The 15705-nt window shown below is 47.2% G+C and carries 18 protein-coding genes; 9 read left to right on the top strand and 9 right to left on the bottom strand.

Translation table 11 applies throughout. The annotated features are described in order from the left end of the window. Positions 1-31: 31 nt before the first annotated feature. From EE116_RS00765 to surE, 9 genes are all read right to left on the bottom strand, one after another. On the bottom strand, positions 32-601 hold the full coding sequence (locus EE116_RS00765) for a YceI family protein (protein ID WP_122872817.1): 570 nt from the start codon (positions 599-601) through the stop codon (positions 32-34). Between the two features lie 135 nt (positions 602-736). Continuing rightward, complete coding sequence (gene menA / locus EE116_RS00760; protein ID WP_122872816.1) at positions 737-1639, bottom strand: 1,4-dihydroxy-2-naphthoate octaprenyltransferase; 903 nt, start codon at positions 1637-1639, stop codon at positions 737-739. A 223-nt stretch (positions 1640-1862) separates the two neighbouring features. Continuing rightward, positions 1863-2471: an SMI1/KNR4 family protein gene (locus EE116_RS00755; RefSeq protein WP_241091604.1), complete on the bottom strand. Its 609-nt coding sequence runs from the start codon at positions 2469-2471 to the stop codon at positions 1863-1865. 19 nt (positions 2472-2490) lie between these two features. Next, positions 2491-3039 (bottom strand): toxin-antitoxin system YwqK family antitoxin, encoded by a 549-nt coding sequence (locus EE116_RS00750; RefSeq protein ID WP_122872815.1) that lies wholly within the window; start codon positions 3037-3039, stop codon positions 2491-2493. Beyond that, entirely contained in the window at positions 2936-3298 is a 363-nt protein-coding gene (locus EE116_RS12365) for a hypothetical protein (protein ID WP_163028005.1), read from the bottom strand. Before EE116_RS12365 ends, EE116_RS00750 begins: the two co-directional genes overlap by 104 nt. A 176-nt stretch (positions 3299-3474) precedes the next feature. Beyond that, positions 3475-4569 (bottom strand): phospholipase A, encoded by a 1095-nt coding sequence (locus EE116_RS00740; RefSeq protein ID WP_122872813.1) that lies wholly within the window; start codon positions 4567-4569, stop codon positions 3475-3477. Continuing rightward, a complete protein-coding gene (mobA, locus tag EE116_RS00735) occupies positions 4566-5231 on the bottom strand; it encodes a molybdenum cofactor guanylyltransferase (protein ID WP_122872812.1) in 666 nt (221 codons plus the stop codon). Before mobA ends, EE116_RS00740 begins: the two co-directional genes overlap by 4 nt. Before the next feature lie 80 nt (positions 5232-5311). Further along, positions 5312-5977, bottom strand: a complete 666-nt coding sequence (locus EE116_RS00730; RefSeq protein WP_206159223.1) for a tRNA threonylcarbamoyladenosine dehydratase — start codon at positions 5975-5977, stop codon at positions 5312-5314. Continuing rightward, positions 5974-6756: a 5'/3'-nucleotidase SurE gene (gene surE, locus EE116_RS00725; RefSeq protein ID WP_122872811.1), complete on the bottom strand. Its 783-nt coding sequence runs from the start codon at positions 6754-6756 to the stop codon at positions 5974-5976. Before surE ends, EE116_RS00730 begins: the two co-directional genes overlap by 4 nt. 394 nt (positions 6757-7150) lie before the next feature. Here surE and nrfH point away from each other — a divergent pair, with 394 nt between their 5' ends. The 9 genes from nrfH (at position 7151) to EE116_RS00685 (ending at position 15704) form a co-directional block, all read left to right on the top strand. Then, positions 7151-7663: a cytochrome c nitrite reductase small subunit gene (gene nrfH, locus EE116_RS00720; protein WP_122872810.1), complete on the top strand. Its 513-nt coding sequence runs from the start codon at positions 7151-7153 to the stop codon at positions 7661-7663. 21 nt (positions 7664-7684) lie between these two features. Further along, positions 7685-9391, top strand: a complete 1707-nt coding sequence (locus EE116_RS00715; protein WP_122872809.1) for an ammonia-forming cytochrome c nitrite reductase subunit c552 — start codon at positions 7685-7687, stop codon at positions 9389-9391. 152 nt (positions 9392-9543) lie between these two features. After that, entirely contained in the window at positions 9544-9999 is a 456-nt protein-coding gene (locus tag EE116_RS00710) for a lysozyme inhibitor LprI family protein (protein ID WP_122872808.1), read from the top strand. Continuing rightward, positions 9996-11036: a lipid-A-disaccharide synthase gene (gene lpxB, locus EE116_RS00705; protein WP_122872807.1), complete on the top strand. Its 1041-nt coding sequence runs from the start codon at positions 9996-9998 to the stop codon at positions 11034-11036. The genes EE116_RS00710 and lpxB overlap by 4 nt, the downstream gene beginning before the upstream one ends. Continuing rightward, positions 11033-11515, top strand: a complete 483-nt coding sequence (gene greA, locus EE116_RS00700; protein ID WP_122868651.1) for a transcription elongation factor GreA — start codon at positions 11033-11035, stop codon at positions 11513-11515. The genes lpxB and greA overlap by 4 nt, the downstream gene beginning before the upstream one ends. A gap of 4 nt (positions 11516-11519) precedes the next feature. After that, entirely contained in the window at positions 11520-11642 is a 123-nt protein-coding gene (locus EE116_RS12955; protein WP_277418935.1) for a hypothetical protein, read from the top strand. A 6-nt stretch (positions 11643-11648) separates the two neighbouring features. Next, positions 11649-12389 (top strand): UDP-2,3-diacylglucosamine diphosphatase, encoded by a 741-nt coding sequence (locus EE116_RS00695; RefSeq protein WP_122872806.1) that lies wholly within the window; start codon positions 11649-11651, stop codon positions 12387-12389. Between the two features lies 1 nt (position 12390). After that, on the top strand, positions 12391-13332 hold the full coding sequence (locus tag EE116_RS00690) for a chemotaxis protein (RefSeq protein ID WP_002947271.1): 942 nt from the start codon (positions 12391-12393) through the stop codon (positions 13330-13332). Between the two features lie 11 nt (positions 13333-13343). After that, the gene (locus EE116_RS00685; RefSeq protein WP_122872805.1) at positions 13344-15704 is read left to right on the top strand and encodes a hybrid sensor histidine kinase/response regulator; all 2361 of its coding nucleotides are present in this window, start codon (positions 13344-13346) and stop codon (positions 15702-15704) included. The last annotated feature ends 1 nt before the right edge of the window (position 15705 follow it).

The following is a 15705-nucleotide window of genomic DNA, read 5'->3' as shown; positions in this document are numbered from 1 at the left end:
GCCAAAGCCCGAAAGCGGGCTTTAACCAGACTTATTTTTCCTTCGCTTCGATCTCGATTTCTAGCTCGACTTTGTCAGATAGCGTGATCTCTGAGGTGTCTAGCCCGATCTCAAAGAGCTTGCGTTTGGTCTCGCCCTCTAGGCTAAAACCGATTTTTTCCTTGCCGTTTTTATCCGTCGTAAAGCCGCCAAGCTCGAATTTCAGTACCACGGGCTTAGTGACGCCGTGCATCGTGAGCGTGCCCACGACCTTGCCTTCAGTGTCGCTTTCTTTTTCAAATTTGACCATTTTGTAGGTGATTTTGTCAAATTTGGCCGCGTTGAAAAAATCCGCTCTGCGTAGGTGTTCGTCGCGCTTGTCGTTTTGCGTATTTACTGAGGCGGTTTCGATCGTGGCCTCGAGCGCTTTTAGCTCCTTGGCGTTTTTGTCGTAGTCGATCACGGCGTCAAATTTGCCGAAATTTCCGTTCACTTTTGAGATGCTTAGATGTTTGATCTTAAAGCCGACGCTGCTGTGCGCCGGGTCGATCTCATAGACTGCGGCGCTTGCGAAGCTTGCTACTAGCGCTGCGGCTAGCGAAAATTTGATTAGTTTTTTCATTTTTTCTCCTTGCGATTTAGGTTTGAAAGTGTATTTTAAAAAAGTAAATATATAACTTTTTCGCAACATTTTGAGAAAAACTTGAGTTGTTTGGCTTGCCGCCCCAAGATCGTGCGATAAAAAATCAGGTTAAATTTAGCCCAAAATCTCCCCAACGAAAAACAGCGCAGACATCGCAAACGTACAGAGCGCGACGACCTTTAGCTGTCCGTCGAAATCGCGACACTCCCGCACCCGCGAAACGAAAAATAGGTGCCTAATAAGCGGCGCAAAGCTAATTACGTAGAGCAGTCTCATGCCCGTGTCGTCGCGCAAAAGTGAGTAGCAAAGCATCAGGCTCGCTCCGCCCGCGATCAGCGCGTAGTGGTAGAGCTTGGCTGCGCTCAGTCCGATACGAACGGGGACCGTGCGCTTGTCCTTTAGCGCATCGTTTTGGATGTCGCGCATGTTGTTTAGATTTAGCACGGCGGTGCTTAGTAACCCGCACGCGCACGCAGGTAGCAGCAGCGCCGCATCAAGTGAGTGCGCATATAAAAAGTACGAGCCCAGCACGCTTAGTAGTCCAAAAAACAAAAACACGAAAATGTCGCCAAGCCCCAGGTAACCGTATGCGCCGGCTCCCACGGTGTAGCGGATCGCGGCATATATCGACGCGCCGCCTAGCGCCAAAAATAGAGCCACGAGATAAAACCGCTCGCCAAACGCCAAAACGCTTAGCGCAAGGCTCGAAAGCGCCGAAAGCAGCGCCGTAACGACGATGACGCGCTTCATCTCGGTCGCGCTCACTTGTCCCGTTTGTATCGCGCGGCGCGGCCCCAGCCTGCCATCGTCGTCGGTGCCTTTTACTGCGTCGCCGTAGTCGTTGGCGTAGTCGCTGAGTACCTGAAACAGAAGCGTCGTAAGCAGTGCTAGCGCGAAAATATCCGTTCTAAACGCGCCCGCACCGTATGCCGCGCCACTGCCAAGCAACACGCCCGAGACGCTAAGGGGTAGCGATCTAAGCCTTGCGGATGCGTAAAGAGCCTTTGCGGTTATCATTTTTTGCCTTTTGTCGTTAAATTTATACGCCGAATTTACGGCAAATTTGAGCTCAAATTTAGCACCCGAATGCAAAAAATAATATAAATTTGAGCTGGTTTGGAGGTATAATTTGTAAATTTGAGATTAAAATTTGGCGGTGCTTGTCGCCAAATTTAGCGCCTTTGAAATCAGTCAAATTTGCCGCCAAAGCCGCTTGCGCTTAAAATTTAGCGCAAAAATCCTAGCTTTCCAGCATAAATTTATCAAATTTCAGCCATTTCTCGCCAAAACTCAAGCGCTTTATCATCGCCGGCTTGGACGAATTTAGCGATTTTTCCGCGCATGGCACGGCCTTTTTGCTTAGTCGCGCGATACCGATACTAGCAAGCGCTCTAAAAAATCTCTCAAAATCGCTCGCAACGCGCCTGCCGCAAAGCTCTTCGTCCCCGAGCAGCCACGCATAAATCGCGCCGTCCGCGCAATCAAGCAAAAAAATCCACGGATCGCCGACGGCAAAAACTATCAAATTTGCAGGACGCGTATCGCCGTGCCACCATTTGCCGCCGTATTCGTCGGTGCTGTTTAGCCGCACTAGCTCGCTAGCGTAGTCGCCGCCGGCGCCAAATCGTACGTTGCAAACTTCAAATTCGCCAAAGTCAAATTCGCAAACTAGCCGCGAGAGTGCAAGCGGAAATTTGACGCCTAGAGCCTCTTGCGCATTTTCTAGCGCCCGCGTGGACGCGTCGGCATCGCTTTGTGCTAGCAGCCTCATGCCCGTTATACCATCTTGTTCCAGAGGCAGGCATACCTCGTCTAGTCTGCGAGCGATCTCGTCTAGCTTTAAAAACATATTTTTCTCCGCTCTTGGTTTATCTGAGATTTTTTGTTTCGGTTTTTACGATTTCGCCGTTTTCGCCGTAAAATTTGGTAGTCGCCGCGCCCGCTTTTGCGTCGGTTACGACCTCTTTTACGAGCTCGCCTTTTTCGTTAAATTCTTTTTGTATTTTAACCGCTTCGCTAAGCGGCTTGCCTATCGTTTGGCGTTGGTCTATCACGCTTTTTAGCTTGCCGCTCGGGTAGAAAAACTCAAAATACGCAGACTCGCCGCCTATCTGGTATGCGCGGCTATGCAAGCGACCGCTCTCGTCGTATTTTTCAAAAGTCGTTTCCTTTTTACCCGTTCGGACGCTGGTAAATTCCTTATACGATGGCTTGCCGTCTCTGTGGTATTCGGCTATGTTGTTTTCGAAGAAAAAGCCTAAATTTGCATCAAAACGCTTGGTTTTTCGGTACAGTTTTAGCACTTCGCCCGCGTCAAAAAGTTCTAGTAGCTCCTTTTCTAGTCCGCCCCACGGGCATCTCTCGGCCGTGAACGCAGGCGCGTCTCGGTGCTCTTTTGAGTAGACTTCTAGCAGCACCCAGCGCTCGTTTTTGCGGACGACGAGTGAGATTTTTAGCTTTGTGGAGGGGTTGTCCGGGATCTTGCGCTTGTACTTCTCGTCCGCTTCGTCGATGACGTAGCGATCTAGCTGCGCGCCGCTCGCGTCTAGCCAGGTGAGGTAGAGTCTGTTGCGTATTTTGCCGCTCGTCTTTTTGCTGCTCGGGCACGTATTTGCCGCCTGCTTGCAGCGAGGTCGCGTAGGTTAAAACGATAAAAAGCTTTAATAAATTTTTCATCTATCTTCCTAAATTTGACGAATTTTGCGCTTGCATTGCGGCGGCGACTTTTGCGGCGACTTTGCGTAAATTTAAAGGATCGCGCCGCGCTTGTCTGTGCGGGCAAATTTGACTTTCGTTTATGTCGTTTTTGCTGAGATTTTGCCTTGTTGCCGCCGCCCGAATGCGGCAAGCTTTTATTTTAAAATCGCGAAGCCGATACCGACTTTATCGGTGTGGCGGTTGTAGTCGATGAGGCTCTCGCCGTATCCCGTAAAGTACTTCACGTAGCCGTAAACGCCGCTTTTTCCAAACGGAAACAGCCACCCAAGCTCGCCCGCGCCTCGGTTTGTTTTATCAAAATGCAGGTTGTTTCGCACCATCGCCGTAAAGATATGGCCGCGGTAAGGCAGAGCGAAATTTATATCCATATTGCCGAGGTATTTTTCGATGTCGGGATTGTCGTCGCTGCCTTTGCTCTCAGGGATGCGCGCCCACGCTCGCGGGATCACGACTAGACTACCGGCGTAAAGTTTAGCCTCGAGATATACGCGGTTCCACGAGCGAGACTTCTCGCCGCCCTGGCCGTTACTCTCGTGCAAAAGCCCCGCGCGTAGGTAGTCAAGACTCGGTAGCGCCTCAAATCTCATCGGAACGGTTATGAAAATCTCCGGGCGGTAGTTGGTCTCGCGAAACGGCGTAGAGCTCTTAGCTGTCTGCCACCACGAGCTTTGCGAGTAGCCTGCCGAGATCGTTTCATTCATATCAAACACGTCGTAAAGTAGCGGCTTTTGCAGGCTGATTTGAAAAGCGGTCTCAAATCTGCGCCTGCCTTCAACGTCGTTAAATGCGTAGGTTGCAGGCAAAAGGTAGTTTAGGTGGTGCATTTTTAGGCCCAAAATTTCATCCACGTCGTATGCCTCGCCGCTTTCAAATTTCGCTTTCGGGCGCTCTTTAGAGGCGATCTTTTGCTCCTCTACGGGCGCGTCCGCTACGCTATCTGACGGTGCGATCACGGAGCGCTCCATAGCGGCAGTTTCGCCGTCCTCGTCCGTAAATATCGCCTTTTTAGCCGCTAGTTTATAAAGCTGAAGGGCTCTTGTTTTGTCGCCTTCATGCTCGAGCTTTGCGGCGGCTTCGTAGAGGCGCTTGGCTTCGTCTTTGGCGGTCGGTTCGGTCAAATTTTCAGCCGCATTTTCAGGCTGGCCGGCTAAATTTTGCTTCGCCGTTGCAGGCTCGCCGGCTGGTACGAAATTTAACAAAACCGCCAGTAAAACGATAATTTTTTTCATATTTTTCCTTCTTTTAAAGCTTGTTCGTAATCGGCTTGATAGTTGATGTTAAAAAACTCGTCTTCGCGCGCGAATTTTACGATCTTGCAGCGGCAACGGTCGCGCAAAAGCCCGATCTTGTGCTCGCCCTCGGCAAAAAGCTCGCCCGCCGCGTCCGCTAAATCCCCACTAAAAAACCCGCAAAGCGAGTGCGTATGCGACTCGTCCGCAGCGATGACCATGTCGTATTCGCCGGTAAATTTATATAGTTCGCGCACGCAGTTTTCGCTAACAAAGGGCATATCGGCCGGGACAATAAAGACGCTTTCGTTAGGGAAGTTCTTAAGGATACTGTAAAGCGCTAGCATCGGAGAAAAGGCTAGCTCGCTCAAATTTGACGTATCTTGCGCGAAAATTTGAGCTGAGTTTTTTGGCGCACCCTCTTTGTTGCTCGCCTCGGTCAAATTTGACCGCGAGATTTCCTCTGCGTCGGCGTCTTTGATGAGCGGCAGGGGTGGGTTAAATTTTTCAAATTTGGAGCTAACGAATACGCGCTCAAAAATCCGCCCGAATTTATGCGCTCCGTAGTGCGTGAGCGTCGCAAATCCGCCAAAAGGTAGCAGCGTTTTGTCGCGGCCCATTCGCGAGCTTTTGCCCCCGGCAAGGATGACGCATGTTTTCATTTTTTTCCTTAATTTAAGTGCGGTATAATAGCATAAATTTGTTTTAAGCGAGCGGTTAAACTCGCCCAGACTAATTAAAATTATTTATCGCTGATGATTTTTCTAACCGCTAAAGCAGCTAAATTTAGCCCAAAACACGCCGTTACACCCATAAAACTGCCCAGTTTCACGCACCTTGGCAGTTCGGTCGAAAACACGACGTCAAATTTACCTTTAAAGCCCGCTTTTTTAAGCTCGGTGCGTATTTTTTTAGCAAACGGATCGTTGCAGGTTTGCCAAACGGAGGCGACCTTGATCTGTGTCGGGTCTATGCGCTTTGCGCCGCCCATCGAGCTAATGAGCTTTTCGTGCGTTTTTAGCGCGAGCGCGATCTTGGCGGGTACGTCGTCGATAGCGTCGATCACGAGATCAAAGGGCGAGAAATCAAAATTTGCGATAAGCTCGGGCGTCATTAGCTCCTGCAGCGCCGTTACGCACTCGTATCTTTTGGCAAATTCTCCCACTTTAACGGCTCCAACTACTTCGCTGTAAATCTGACGGTTTTGATTGGTTATATCAAAAATATCTTTGTCGATGATGGTAATTTTACCCACGCCCGCGCGAGCTAGCGCATCCGCACAGACTCCGCCCACGCCGCCTACGCCACAGATTAGTACGTTTGCGTTTTGAAGCTTTTTAAAATCATCGCCAAACAGCCAGCGAGATCTCGTAAATCGGTCATTTTGATCCAAAATTTCCTCGCTCAAATTTGATCCTTTAGCGCGGTTTTTAGGCCCTGCAAGCTCGCGTGCGCGGTCATATCTAGCATGATCGGAGTTAGCGAGGCAAAACTCTCGCTAAGCACGCTTATGTCGGACTCGCTGTTTTGCTCGTAGTCTAAATTCGACGGCTGTCCGAGCCAGTAGTACTCGACGCCACGCGGGTTGCGGTGGAGCATCGCGTGCGTGGCGTAGCTGCGCCTGCCTGCGGGAACTATGCGGTAGCCTCTAAATTCGCGGACGGAGACGGCTGGGATATTTACGTTTAAAAATTGGCGCGGCGGTAGGGATATTTCACCCTCTAGTACGCGCGGAACGATAAATTTGACGGCTTGCTGCGCGAGCGAAAAGCCGAGTTTTTCGATACTGTCGTTTTTATAAAACTGCGAAAACGCGATACTTGGCACGCCCTGCAAAACGCCCTCCATAGCCGCTCCACACGTACCCGAGTAGGTGATATCTTCGCCCACATTTGCGCCGTGGTTTATGCCGCTGATTACGAGGTCGGGCAGTCTTTTATAAAGCGCATGAAGCGCGAGATAGACGCAGTCTGCGGGCGTGGCGTCGTCGAGTTTGTAAAAATCATCATCAAGCTTGATAAAGCGAAGGGGTCTAGTAAGCGTTAGAGAGTGCGCACAGGCTGATTTTTCGGTACTTGGAGCGACGATCGTAACGCGGGTATCAGGTAGCTCCCTTAGTGCGCTAGCTAAAGCATGAAGGCCGCTAGCCTCGAAGCCGTCGTCGTTTGTGATTAAAATTTCTTTCAAATTTATTCCTTTTTATCACGATTAGCTCAAATTTGACGAGCCCATAGCTTTCAAATTTTTAAAGAAATGATTTTAGCACAGCTTTTATTATTTAAATTTAAAGTTTTGGCCTATGTTAGATATTGTTTACTTTATATTTTTTAGTTTTTAAATTTTATTCAAATTTAAGATAGTAAATATATTATATTATATAATGCCGAAATAGATTGAAATCAGCCGAAATAAGTTGATAACAACTACTGTTATATTTACACAGTATAAAAATAAACTTTAGATTTAATTTTAATTATATTAGGAAAATAAATGAGAATTTAAGCGAACTAATAATAAAATACCAGCTTATAAATAAAGTTAAGTTTTATTTAAATTTACAAAGGAGGTTAGAAAGCCGATTATGGAAAACGCAAAGAAAAAAGCGTCTAAATGGGTCATAGCTTTGCTGGCGGTTATCGGACTTACTGGCGGATTTGGAATTTTCACATTCTTTTTTGCTAACGGTCCTCAGCATCTTACTCGCGATCCCGAAGCCTGTATAAACTGCCACGTCATGAACCAAGTCTATGAAGGCTGGTCTAAGGGCGGACATCAACACGTTACGACGTGTATAGATTGTCACATGCCTAAAGAATTCGTAAGCAAATGGCTGGCGAAAGCTAAATACGGCTTCTTGCACGGTTATGCGTTTACTTTCTTGGATAATCCCTTATCGTTTACAGCAAGCGATGAGCAAAAGGAAATCATACAAAACAATTGTATAGAGTGCCATAAGGATTATGCTGGAAATTCAGTCGATCCAAGAGCTATAGGTGATAGCTTGCCAGGCAAACACGGGCAGTATGCTAATGCCAACGAGCCGTTAAAATGCGTATCTTGTCACAGACAAGCCGGACACGCACATAACTTTTAAAATAATTCTAGGAGGAGAATAATGAAAAAACTGTCATATATAGTTACTTTTCTAGTAGCTATCGCACTTGGTGCGGGCGTACTTGCTCTTTATAATGACATAGCTCATAAAAAAGAAGAGTCAAAAACCTACCCGCTAATGCTCAATAAAGTGAGCGAACTTGAGCCTGATTTTGAAAAATGGGGCGCAAATTTCCCAAATCAGCTCGATGCTTACAAAAAAATGGAGCATAAAAGCGACGCAAATCCAAAGGGAAGCGAATTTGTAGAAACGGCTTTCGGCGGAGATTTACCTTATAGCAAGATTATTCGCTGGCCTGCGGCTACAGTGTTTTGGAACGGCTATGCATTCGGCGTAGATTACAGCAAACCTAGAACTCACTACTACTCTCAGATAGATCAGATCGAAACCAAAAGAAACGATAAAGAGTATCTAAACGCTCACGGGCTTCCTGCATTTAAGGGTCAGCCAGGATATTGCGTCAATTGCCACACCGGATATTTAACCGCGCTTCAAGTTGATGGCGATTATAACCTAACTGCCGATCCTACGCCTGCTGCAACTAAGCCTATGCCGTTTTTCGACGTAATGCCTAAAGAGGAAGGCGAAAAGAGAAAAGCCGCGTGGACGAAGATGAACTCTATTCCGTATTTTGACGTCATGAAAAAGATCGCGGCTAAACACGGCGAGAGTATCCACGGCTCGCACTTAGGTAGCACCTGTGCAGACTGCCACTCGCCAGATGATATGAGTCTAAGAGTTACAAGACCCGCATTCGTAAACGCAATGGTCGCTAGAGGCTACCAAGCCGACGCAAAAAGCGGTATAAAGGCCACCAGACAAGAGATGAGAAGCTATGTTTGTATGCAGTGCCACGTAGAATACTATCCTGCAGGCAAAGAATCCGTTTTAACCTTCCCTTGGAATTTCTGGAAGAAAGACGAGCCGTTTAAGATCGAGAATTTCGACCAATACTATGACGATCAGTTAGCCAAAGAGGACGGGTTTAAATTTGACTACATCCACAAAGATACCGGCGCTAAAATCATCAAGATGCAGCACTCAGAGGCTGAGCTAAGCTCAACCGGTATCCACGGAAGAAGCGGCGTAACGTGCGCTGATTGTCACATGCCGTATAAACGCGCCGGAGCTCAAAAGATCACCGAGCATGAAATTTTAACTCCGCTTGCCGATATAAACGCGGCTTGCAAAACTTGCCACCCGCAAAGCGAACAAGTGCTAAAAGATAGAATTTCATTCGTACAAAATCGCCACGCTTACGAGCTAAGAAACTGCGAAAATGCGCTACTTTCTTTGATCCAAGACGTAAAAACGGCCAGAGCCGAGCTAGCTAAGCATGAGAAATTTGCTTCGATCGCCGATGAAAAAGAGAGAAAAGAAGCTATCAGTAAGGCTCTTGAAAAGACTCTTTACTTGCACCGCAAAACTCACATCCGCTGGGACTTCGCATTTAGCGAAAACAGCTACGGCTTCCACGGAGACGAAGAGTCGGCTAGAATCCTAGGTCAATGTAAAGAATTTGCTCGCCAAGGACAAACCGAGCTAGTTAACGAGCTTGCGCCTTACGGCATCAGCATCAAGCTAACTCAAGAGGCTACTCCGGTTCCTGCGCCTGCTTCTTTAGGACATAAATATCCTATCGGCGTAGCGCCTACCGAAGCTATGAAAAAAGCCGACGAAGACGTTAAGAACCTAAATTTTAAATAAACCCCAAAACCCAAGGCCTGCGGGCTTTGGGTTTTTAAATTTACGCATTTATCTTTCAAATTTTTAAATCCGAATTTTTCTTATAAATTTAAATTTTATTGTTTATTTAGCCGTTTTAGGCGATAATTCCCGTTAAATTTAAAGGGTAAAATATGCTTAAAAAATTTATTTTTGCTGCTTTTGCGGCTAGCCTCGTTTTTGGTGCGCAAGAACTTGCGATAAAGACAAAGCCTTCGTCAAATTCGCCGTCGAATTTAGAGACGAATCTGGAAGAAAGGGACGAATCGCAAAAACGCGTAGATGAATGTATGCAAAAAGATAGCTCCATCGCCGGTATGGTAGGGTGTATAAATGCCGAATTCGCCGTTCAAGATAAAATTTTAAACGAAAACTATAAAAAGGCTATGAACGTACTAAACGACGAAAATAAAAAAATCCTAAAAGATATACAGCGTAAGTGGGTTGCTTATAAAGAGGCCAAATGCGCTTTTTATCCTCAGCAAGGCTCGATTCACCGTCTAGACGCGGCCGATTGCTATTTGCAGATGACTAAAGAGCGTGCGACCGAGCTTGCGGATATAGTTGGCGAATTTGAGGGCAATCAGTGAAGCTACTCGTCTCTTGTTTAGAGGCCTCTGCAAATTTGCACTTCGAGCAGGTTTTAGAGCACCTGCCAAAGTGCGAATTAAAAGGCATTTTTGATGAGAAATTCGGCGAGCCTTTTATGCCAAGCTCGGAGTTTTCCGCGATGGGCTTCGTGGAGGTTTTGCCGCTTTATTTTAAGGCAAAGCGTGCGATAAAAGAGATGACGCGCCTAGCTGCGCAGTGCGACGCCGTGCTACTTATCGATAGTCCCGCCTTTAACTTGCCGCTAGCTAAGGCAATCAAAGAAGCGGGCATCAAAAAGCCCGTGACCTACTATATCTTGCCGCAGGTGTGGGCGTGGAAGGCCGGACGCGTGGCGAAGGTTGAGGCCTACTGCGATCATTTGGCGTCGATTTTGCCGTTTGACGGGATGTACTACAATCGCTCACATTATGTCGGACACCCGCTGCTTGACGAGCTGCGAGTACGAAAAAACGAGCTTTTACAAAGCGGTAAGATCGCTTTTATGCCGGGATCCCGCCGCGCCGAAATTTCGCGGTTGATGCCGATTTTTCGCGAGGTGGCGAGCCAGATAAAAGACAAAGAAAAACTACTCGTCGTACCGCCATTTTTAGCAAACGATATGCAAATTTACGGCGACGTGAGCGACTTTAGCGTGGTTACGGACGCGCCGCGCGCGCTTTTGCAAAGCGAGTTTGCCTTCATCTGCTCAGGTACCGCGACGCTGCAGGCCGCGCTCGTGGGCACGCCGTTCGTGCTAGCCTATAAAGCTAAAGCAATCGATATAATGATCGCGCGGATGTTTGTGAAGCTGCGCCACATCGGGCTTGCAAATATAATGTTTGATTTTATGGGCGAAGAGGCGCTGCACGAGGAGCTACTGCAAGAGGAAGTAACGCCCGGCAATCTAATAAAAGCCTACGAGAGCTGCGATAAAAAGAAATTTATCGCCGGCTGCGAGGAGCTGCGAAAGTACTTAAAACACGGCTCTGCCGCAAATGTAGCGCAAATTTTAACGACTAAAAAGGATGAAAAATGACCGAACCTATGACGCTTTTCGGGTATGAAAAAATCACGAACGAACTAAAAAACCTAAAGACGGTCGAAAGGCCCAATATCGTCGAAGAAATCGACATCGCGCGCAGTCACGGCGACCTAAAAGAAAATGCCGAATACCACGCCGCACGCGAAAAGCAGGCGTTTATAGAAAGCCGTATCGCCGAGCTTAGCGACATAGTAAGCCGCGCTAAGGTAATCGACCCTGCAGAGTACGAGCACGATAAGGTAAAATTTGGCTCCACGGTCGTCATCATGGACGTAGAAACCGAGCTAGAAAAGACCTACACGCTAGTGGGTACGCCGGAGAGCAACCTAGAGCGCGGTCTCATCTCTATAAACTCGCCTCTAGCCAAACAGCTAATCGGCAAGAGCGAGGGCGACGAGGTCGCGCTAAATTTACCAAACGGCAGAAGCGACGTCGAGATCGTATCCGTTAGCTACAAACCGATCAAATTTTAAGCCGATGAGCGCGTTTAAAACCGTTAAATTTACGAGCTCGGCCGGTAAATTTGAGCCGTCAAATTTAACTATGGCGTTTGCTAAATTTAAAATCCATAGCCGCAAATTTGGCGCTACAAAAAAGTAAAATTTGATGCCTGAGCAAATCGTCGTAAAAAGCGGTGCGATCTTTATCGCCGACTCGCACGAAAACGAAAATCGCGAAAATTTCTGGCATTTTTTGTGCGCATTAAAAAGCGGCGAGATAAAGACGTCACAGCTATTTTTGATGGGCGATATGTTTGATTTTTTGGCGGGCGAGTGCGAGTTTTTCGTCAAATTTTACGAGCGATACGTCCGCGCGATCGACGAACTGGGCGAGGAAATGGAAATTTATTATTTCGAGGGAAATCACGACTTTAACCTCGCGCCTCTGTTTAAAAACGTCAAAGCCTATCCGATCGGCGCTCAGCCGGTTAAATTTTCCTCTGAGTGCGGACAGAGCGTGCTTATCGCGCACGGAGATATATTTTTGCCTTTTGTCGCAAAAAACGCTTTGAGATTTTTACGCGTCAAAATTTTTTTAAAAACGATGAATTTTTTCGATAAATTTTTAAATTTTAGACTCTCGAAACGAATTTTAAATAAGCTTAAACGAAAAATTTTAGATTATAAAATACCGAATTTTAAGAATTTAGTCGAAGCAAAAATGCGCCGATATAACGTATTTTACGAGGCTGACATCATCATCGAGGGGCACTATCACCAAGGCGAACAGTACACGATAGGTAAACAAAAATATATAAATGTTCCATCTTTTGCATGCGAGCAAAGCTATTTTGTAGTAGAATACGGCCAAAATATTAAGTTTGCTCGAAAGAGCGTAAAGGTTTAAAATGCTTAACAACGGCACATTAAAAACCGGTTCAAATGAGATGGAGCTTGTTGATTTTCGTATCTTTAAGCAGTCGGGGGACAATGTATACGAGGGTATATACGGCGTCAACGTCGCTAAGGTACGCGAGATCATCAAGATGCCTAATTTAACCGAACTTCCCGGAGTACCCGAGTATATCGAGGGGATTTTTGACCTTCGCGGCGTAGTGATACCTGTCATAAATTTAGCCAAATGGATGCAGATAAACGAGCCTAAGGGCGGAGCTATCAAGCCTCGCGTTATTATCGCCGAATTTAGCGGGATATTGATAGGCTTTATCGTCCATGAGGCAAAACGCATTAGGCGCATAAGCTGGGCGGATATCGAAGCGGCGACTTTTGCCTCAAACGCCGGAACGCTGGATAAAGGCAAGATAACAGGCGTAACTCGCATCGAAAACGACGAAGTTTTGCTCATACTAGACCTTGAAAGCGTCGTCGAAGAGCTTGGCATTTATAGCCCGAAAATGGAAGTAGAGATTGATCAAAGTAAGCTTTTGAGCGGTTTAGCACTAGTGCTAGACGATAGCTCGACGGCAAGAAAACTAGTAAAAGATATGCTAGAAAAAATGGGACTAAAAGTAGTCGAAGCAAAAGACGGCGTAGAGGGGCTTGCTAGGATGGAGGATCTTTACGAGATGTACGGCGATAAGTTAAATAACTTTTTAAGAGTGATTTTGAGCGATATCGAGATGCCTCAGATGGACGGATACCGCTTTGCATCGACGATAAAAGACGATCCGAGATATACGGGAATTCCTATCATATTTAACTCTTCTTTAAGCAACGACTATAGCGAAGCTCAAAGCAGAGAGGCCGGAGCCGCAGCATATCTAACCAAATTTGACGCATCGCTATTTTATAACGAGGTGCTTCGCGTGATCGAAGCGCACAAGAAATAAGGGGGAAAATCATGGATGATATGAGAGAAATAATGGAAGACTTCCTGGTTGAAGCCTTCGAACTAGTAGAACAAATAGACCATGACCTTATAGAGCTTGAGTCAAACCCTGAAGATTTAGAGCTTTTAAATAGAATTTTCCGAGTTGCACATACGGTCAAGGGGTCATCGAGCTTTTTAAATTTCGATATCCTTACTAAGCTTACTCATCATATGGAGGACGTGCTAAACAAAGCTCGCCGAAATGAACTAAAGATAACTCCGGATATCATGGACGTGGTGCTGGAGTCCGTAGATATGATGAAGGGGCTACTCCACGGTATCAGAGATAGCGGTAACGATACGGACGTAGGCATAGAGATAGAAGATATCTGCAAAAGACTAACCGCGATATCTGAAGGCGAAGCCCCGAGTGCGGCCGCTAGCAAGCCTGCTCCCGCAGCGCCAGAGCCTGTGGTAGAGACGCCGAAAGAGCCTGAGCCCGAACCCGTTAGCGATGAGAATTTATCAAATTTAAGCGACGACGAGGTCGAAGCTGAGATAGAAAGACTGCTGAAAGTAAGAAAGGCCGAGGATCAGGCAAGACGGGCCCAAAAAGCAGCAGCAGGCGAAGCGCCAAAACCTGCAGCGCCTGCCGCACCTCAAGCTTCTGCACCGTCAAATTCAGCTCCGGCTCCAAAGCCCGCTCCAGCAAAGCCTGCCAACAAAAAAGAGGACAAAAAAGTACCCGCTCCATCAAGCGGAGCTAGCGCGGACGAGCAAACTATACGCGTCGAGGTTAAGCGCCTAGATCACCTGATGAACCTGATCGGCGAGTTGGTGCTTGGCAAAAACAGGTTGCTCAAAATTTACGACGACGTCGAGGAGAGGTACGAAGGCGAGAAATTCCTCGAGGAGCTAAATCAAGTAGTGTCTAGCCTAAGCCTAGTGACTACCGACATACAGCTAGCCGTTATGAAAACGAGGATGCTACCTATCGCGAAGGTGTTTAATAAATTCCCTCGTATGATCCGCGATCTAAGCCGCGAGCTAAATAAGCAAATCGACCTTGAAATCACGGGTGAGGAGACAGAGCTTGATAAATCTATCGTCGAGCAAATCGGCGATCCGCTGGTGCATATGATAAGAAACTCGTGCGACCACGGCATCGAAGACGGTCCTACCAGACTAGCCGCGGGAAAACCGGAAAAAGGCACTATTCAGCTAAAAGCCTACAACGAAGGCAACCATATCGTAGTCGAGATCACCGACGACGGTAAGGGACTAGATGCCGATATGCTAAAGGCACGCTCGATAGAAAAGGGCATCATCACCGAGCGCGAAGCCGATACTATGAGCGATAAAGAGGCGTTTGGGCTTATATTTAAGCCGGGATTTTCGACTGCGGCTAAGGTAACTAACGTAAGCGGTCGCGGCGTGGGAATGGACGTCGTAAAGACTAATATCGAAAAGCTAAACGGCATAATCGACATCGAAAGCGAAGTGGGCAAGGGCACGACGATGAAGCTAAAGATCCCGCTCACGCTAGCTATCATCCAGTCGCTTTTAGTAGGCGCTCAGGAGGAGTTTTTCGCTATTCCTCTAGCAAGCGTTTTAGAGACCGTGCGCGTACCGATCGACGATATCTATACGATCGACGGTAAAAACGTACTTAGACTACGCGACGAAGTGCTATCGCTAGTTAAGCTCTCAGATATCTTCGGCGTCAAGCAGGTCTTTGACGGCGGCGATCAGACATACGTGGTCGTTATCGGCGTAGCGGAAGCAAAGCTTGGCATCATCGTAGATAGCCTCGTAGGGCAAGAGGAGATCGTCATAAAATCAATGGGCGATTATCTGCAAAATATCCCTGGAATCGCGGGCGCAACGATAAGAGGCGACGGCCGCGTAACGCTCATCATCGACGTAGGTATGATGATGGAGATGGCAAAAGATATAAAAGTAGACATAAAAGCTAGCATGGAATCCTCAAAAAGCGTCAAAGAAAAACCGAGCGATTATAAAGTGCTGATCGTCGACGACTCGAAGATGGATAGAACTATAATGCAAAAATCGCTCGCACCTCTTGGCGTAACCATTATCGAGGCTACTAACGGCGTTGAGGCTCTAGCTATCGTAAAATCGGGCGAACACGCGCTTGATGCGATGCTAATCGATATCGAAATGCCGAGGATGGACGGCTACACGCTAGCGGGCGAAATTAGAAAGTATTCAAAATATAGAAATTTGCCGCTTATTGCGGTAACCTCAAGGACGTCAAAGACCGACAGGCTAAGAGGAGTGGAGGTAGGAATGACTGAGTACATCACCAAGCCGTATTCGTCCGAGTACCTTGAAAACGTAGTTAGAAAAAATATCAAACTAATAGGATAGA

The sequence above is a fragment of the Campylobacter showae genome, assembly GCF_900573985.1.
Lineage (GTDB): Bacteria > Campylobacterota > Campylobacteria > Campylobacterales > Campylobacteraceae > Campylobacter_A > Campylobacter_A showae_E.
Note: the sequence above shows the minus strand (reverse complement) of the source record. Positions and strands in the feature narration are given on the sequence as shown.

Coding starts and splice junctions, on each gene's coding strand:
- EE116_RS00765 (WP_122872817.1), bottom strand. CDS start 601: ATGAAAAAACTAATCAAATTTTCGCTAGCCGCAGCGCTAGTAGCAAGC.
- menA (WP_122872816.1), bottom strand. CDS start 1,639: ATGATAACCGCAAAGGCTCTTTACGCATCCGCAAGGCTTAGATCGCTA.
- EE116_RS00755 (WP_241091604.1), bottom strand. CDS start 2,471: ATGTTTTTAAAGCTAGACGAGATCGCTCGCAGACTAGACGAGGTATGC.
- EE116_RS12365 (WP_163028005.1), bottom strand. CDS start 3,298: ATGAAAAATTTATTAAAGCTTTTTATCGTTTTAACCTACGCGACCTCG.
- EE116_RS00740 (WP_122872813.1), bottom strand. CDS start 4,569: ATGAAAAAAATTATCGTTTTACTGGCGGTTTTGTTAAATTTCGTACCA.
- mobA (WP_122872812.1), bottom strand. CDS start 5,231: ATGAAAACATGCGTCATCCTTGCCGGGGGCAAAAGCTCGCGAATGGGC.
- nrfH (WP_122872810.1), top strand. CDS start 7,151: ATGGAAAACGCAAAGAAAAAAGCGTCTAAATGGGTCATAGCTTTGCTG.
- EE116_RS00715 (WP_122872809.1), top strand. CDS start 7,685: ATGAAAAAACTGTCATATATAGTTACTTTTCTAGTAGCTATCGCACTT.
- EE116_RS00710 (WP_122872808.1), top strand. CDS start 9,544: ATGCTTAAAAAATTTATTTTTGCTGCTTTTGCGGCTAGCCTCGTTTTT.
- greA (WP_122868651.1), top strand. CDS start 11,033: ATGACCGAACCTATGACGCTTTTCGGGTATGAAAAAATCACGAACGAA.
- EE116_RS12955 (WP_277418935.1), top strand. CDS start 11,520: ATGAGCGCGTTTAAAACCGTTAAATTTACGAGCTCGGCCGGTAAATTT.
- EE116_RS00695 (WP_122872806.1), top strand. CDS start 11,649: ATGCCTGAGCAAATCGTCGTAAAAAGCGGTGCGATCTTTATCGCCGAC.
- EE116_RS00690 (WP_002947271.1), top strand. CDS start 12,391: ATGCTTAACAACGGCACATTAAAAACCGGTTCAAATGAGATGGAGCTT.
- EE116_RS00685 (WP_122872805.1), top strand. CDS start 13,344: ATGGATGATATGAGAGAAATAATGGAAGACTTCCTGGTTGAAGCCTTC.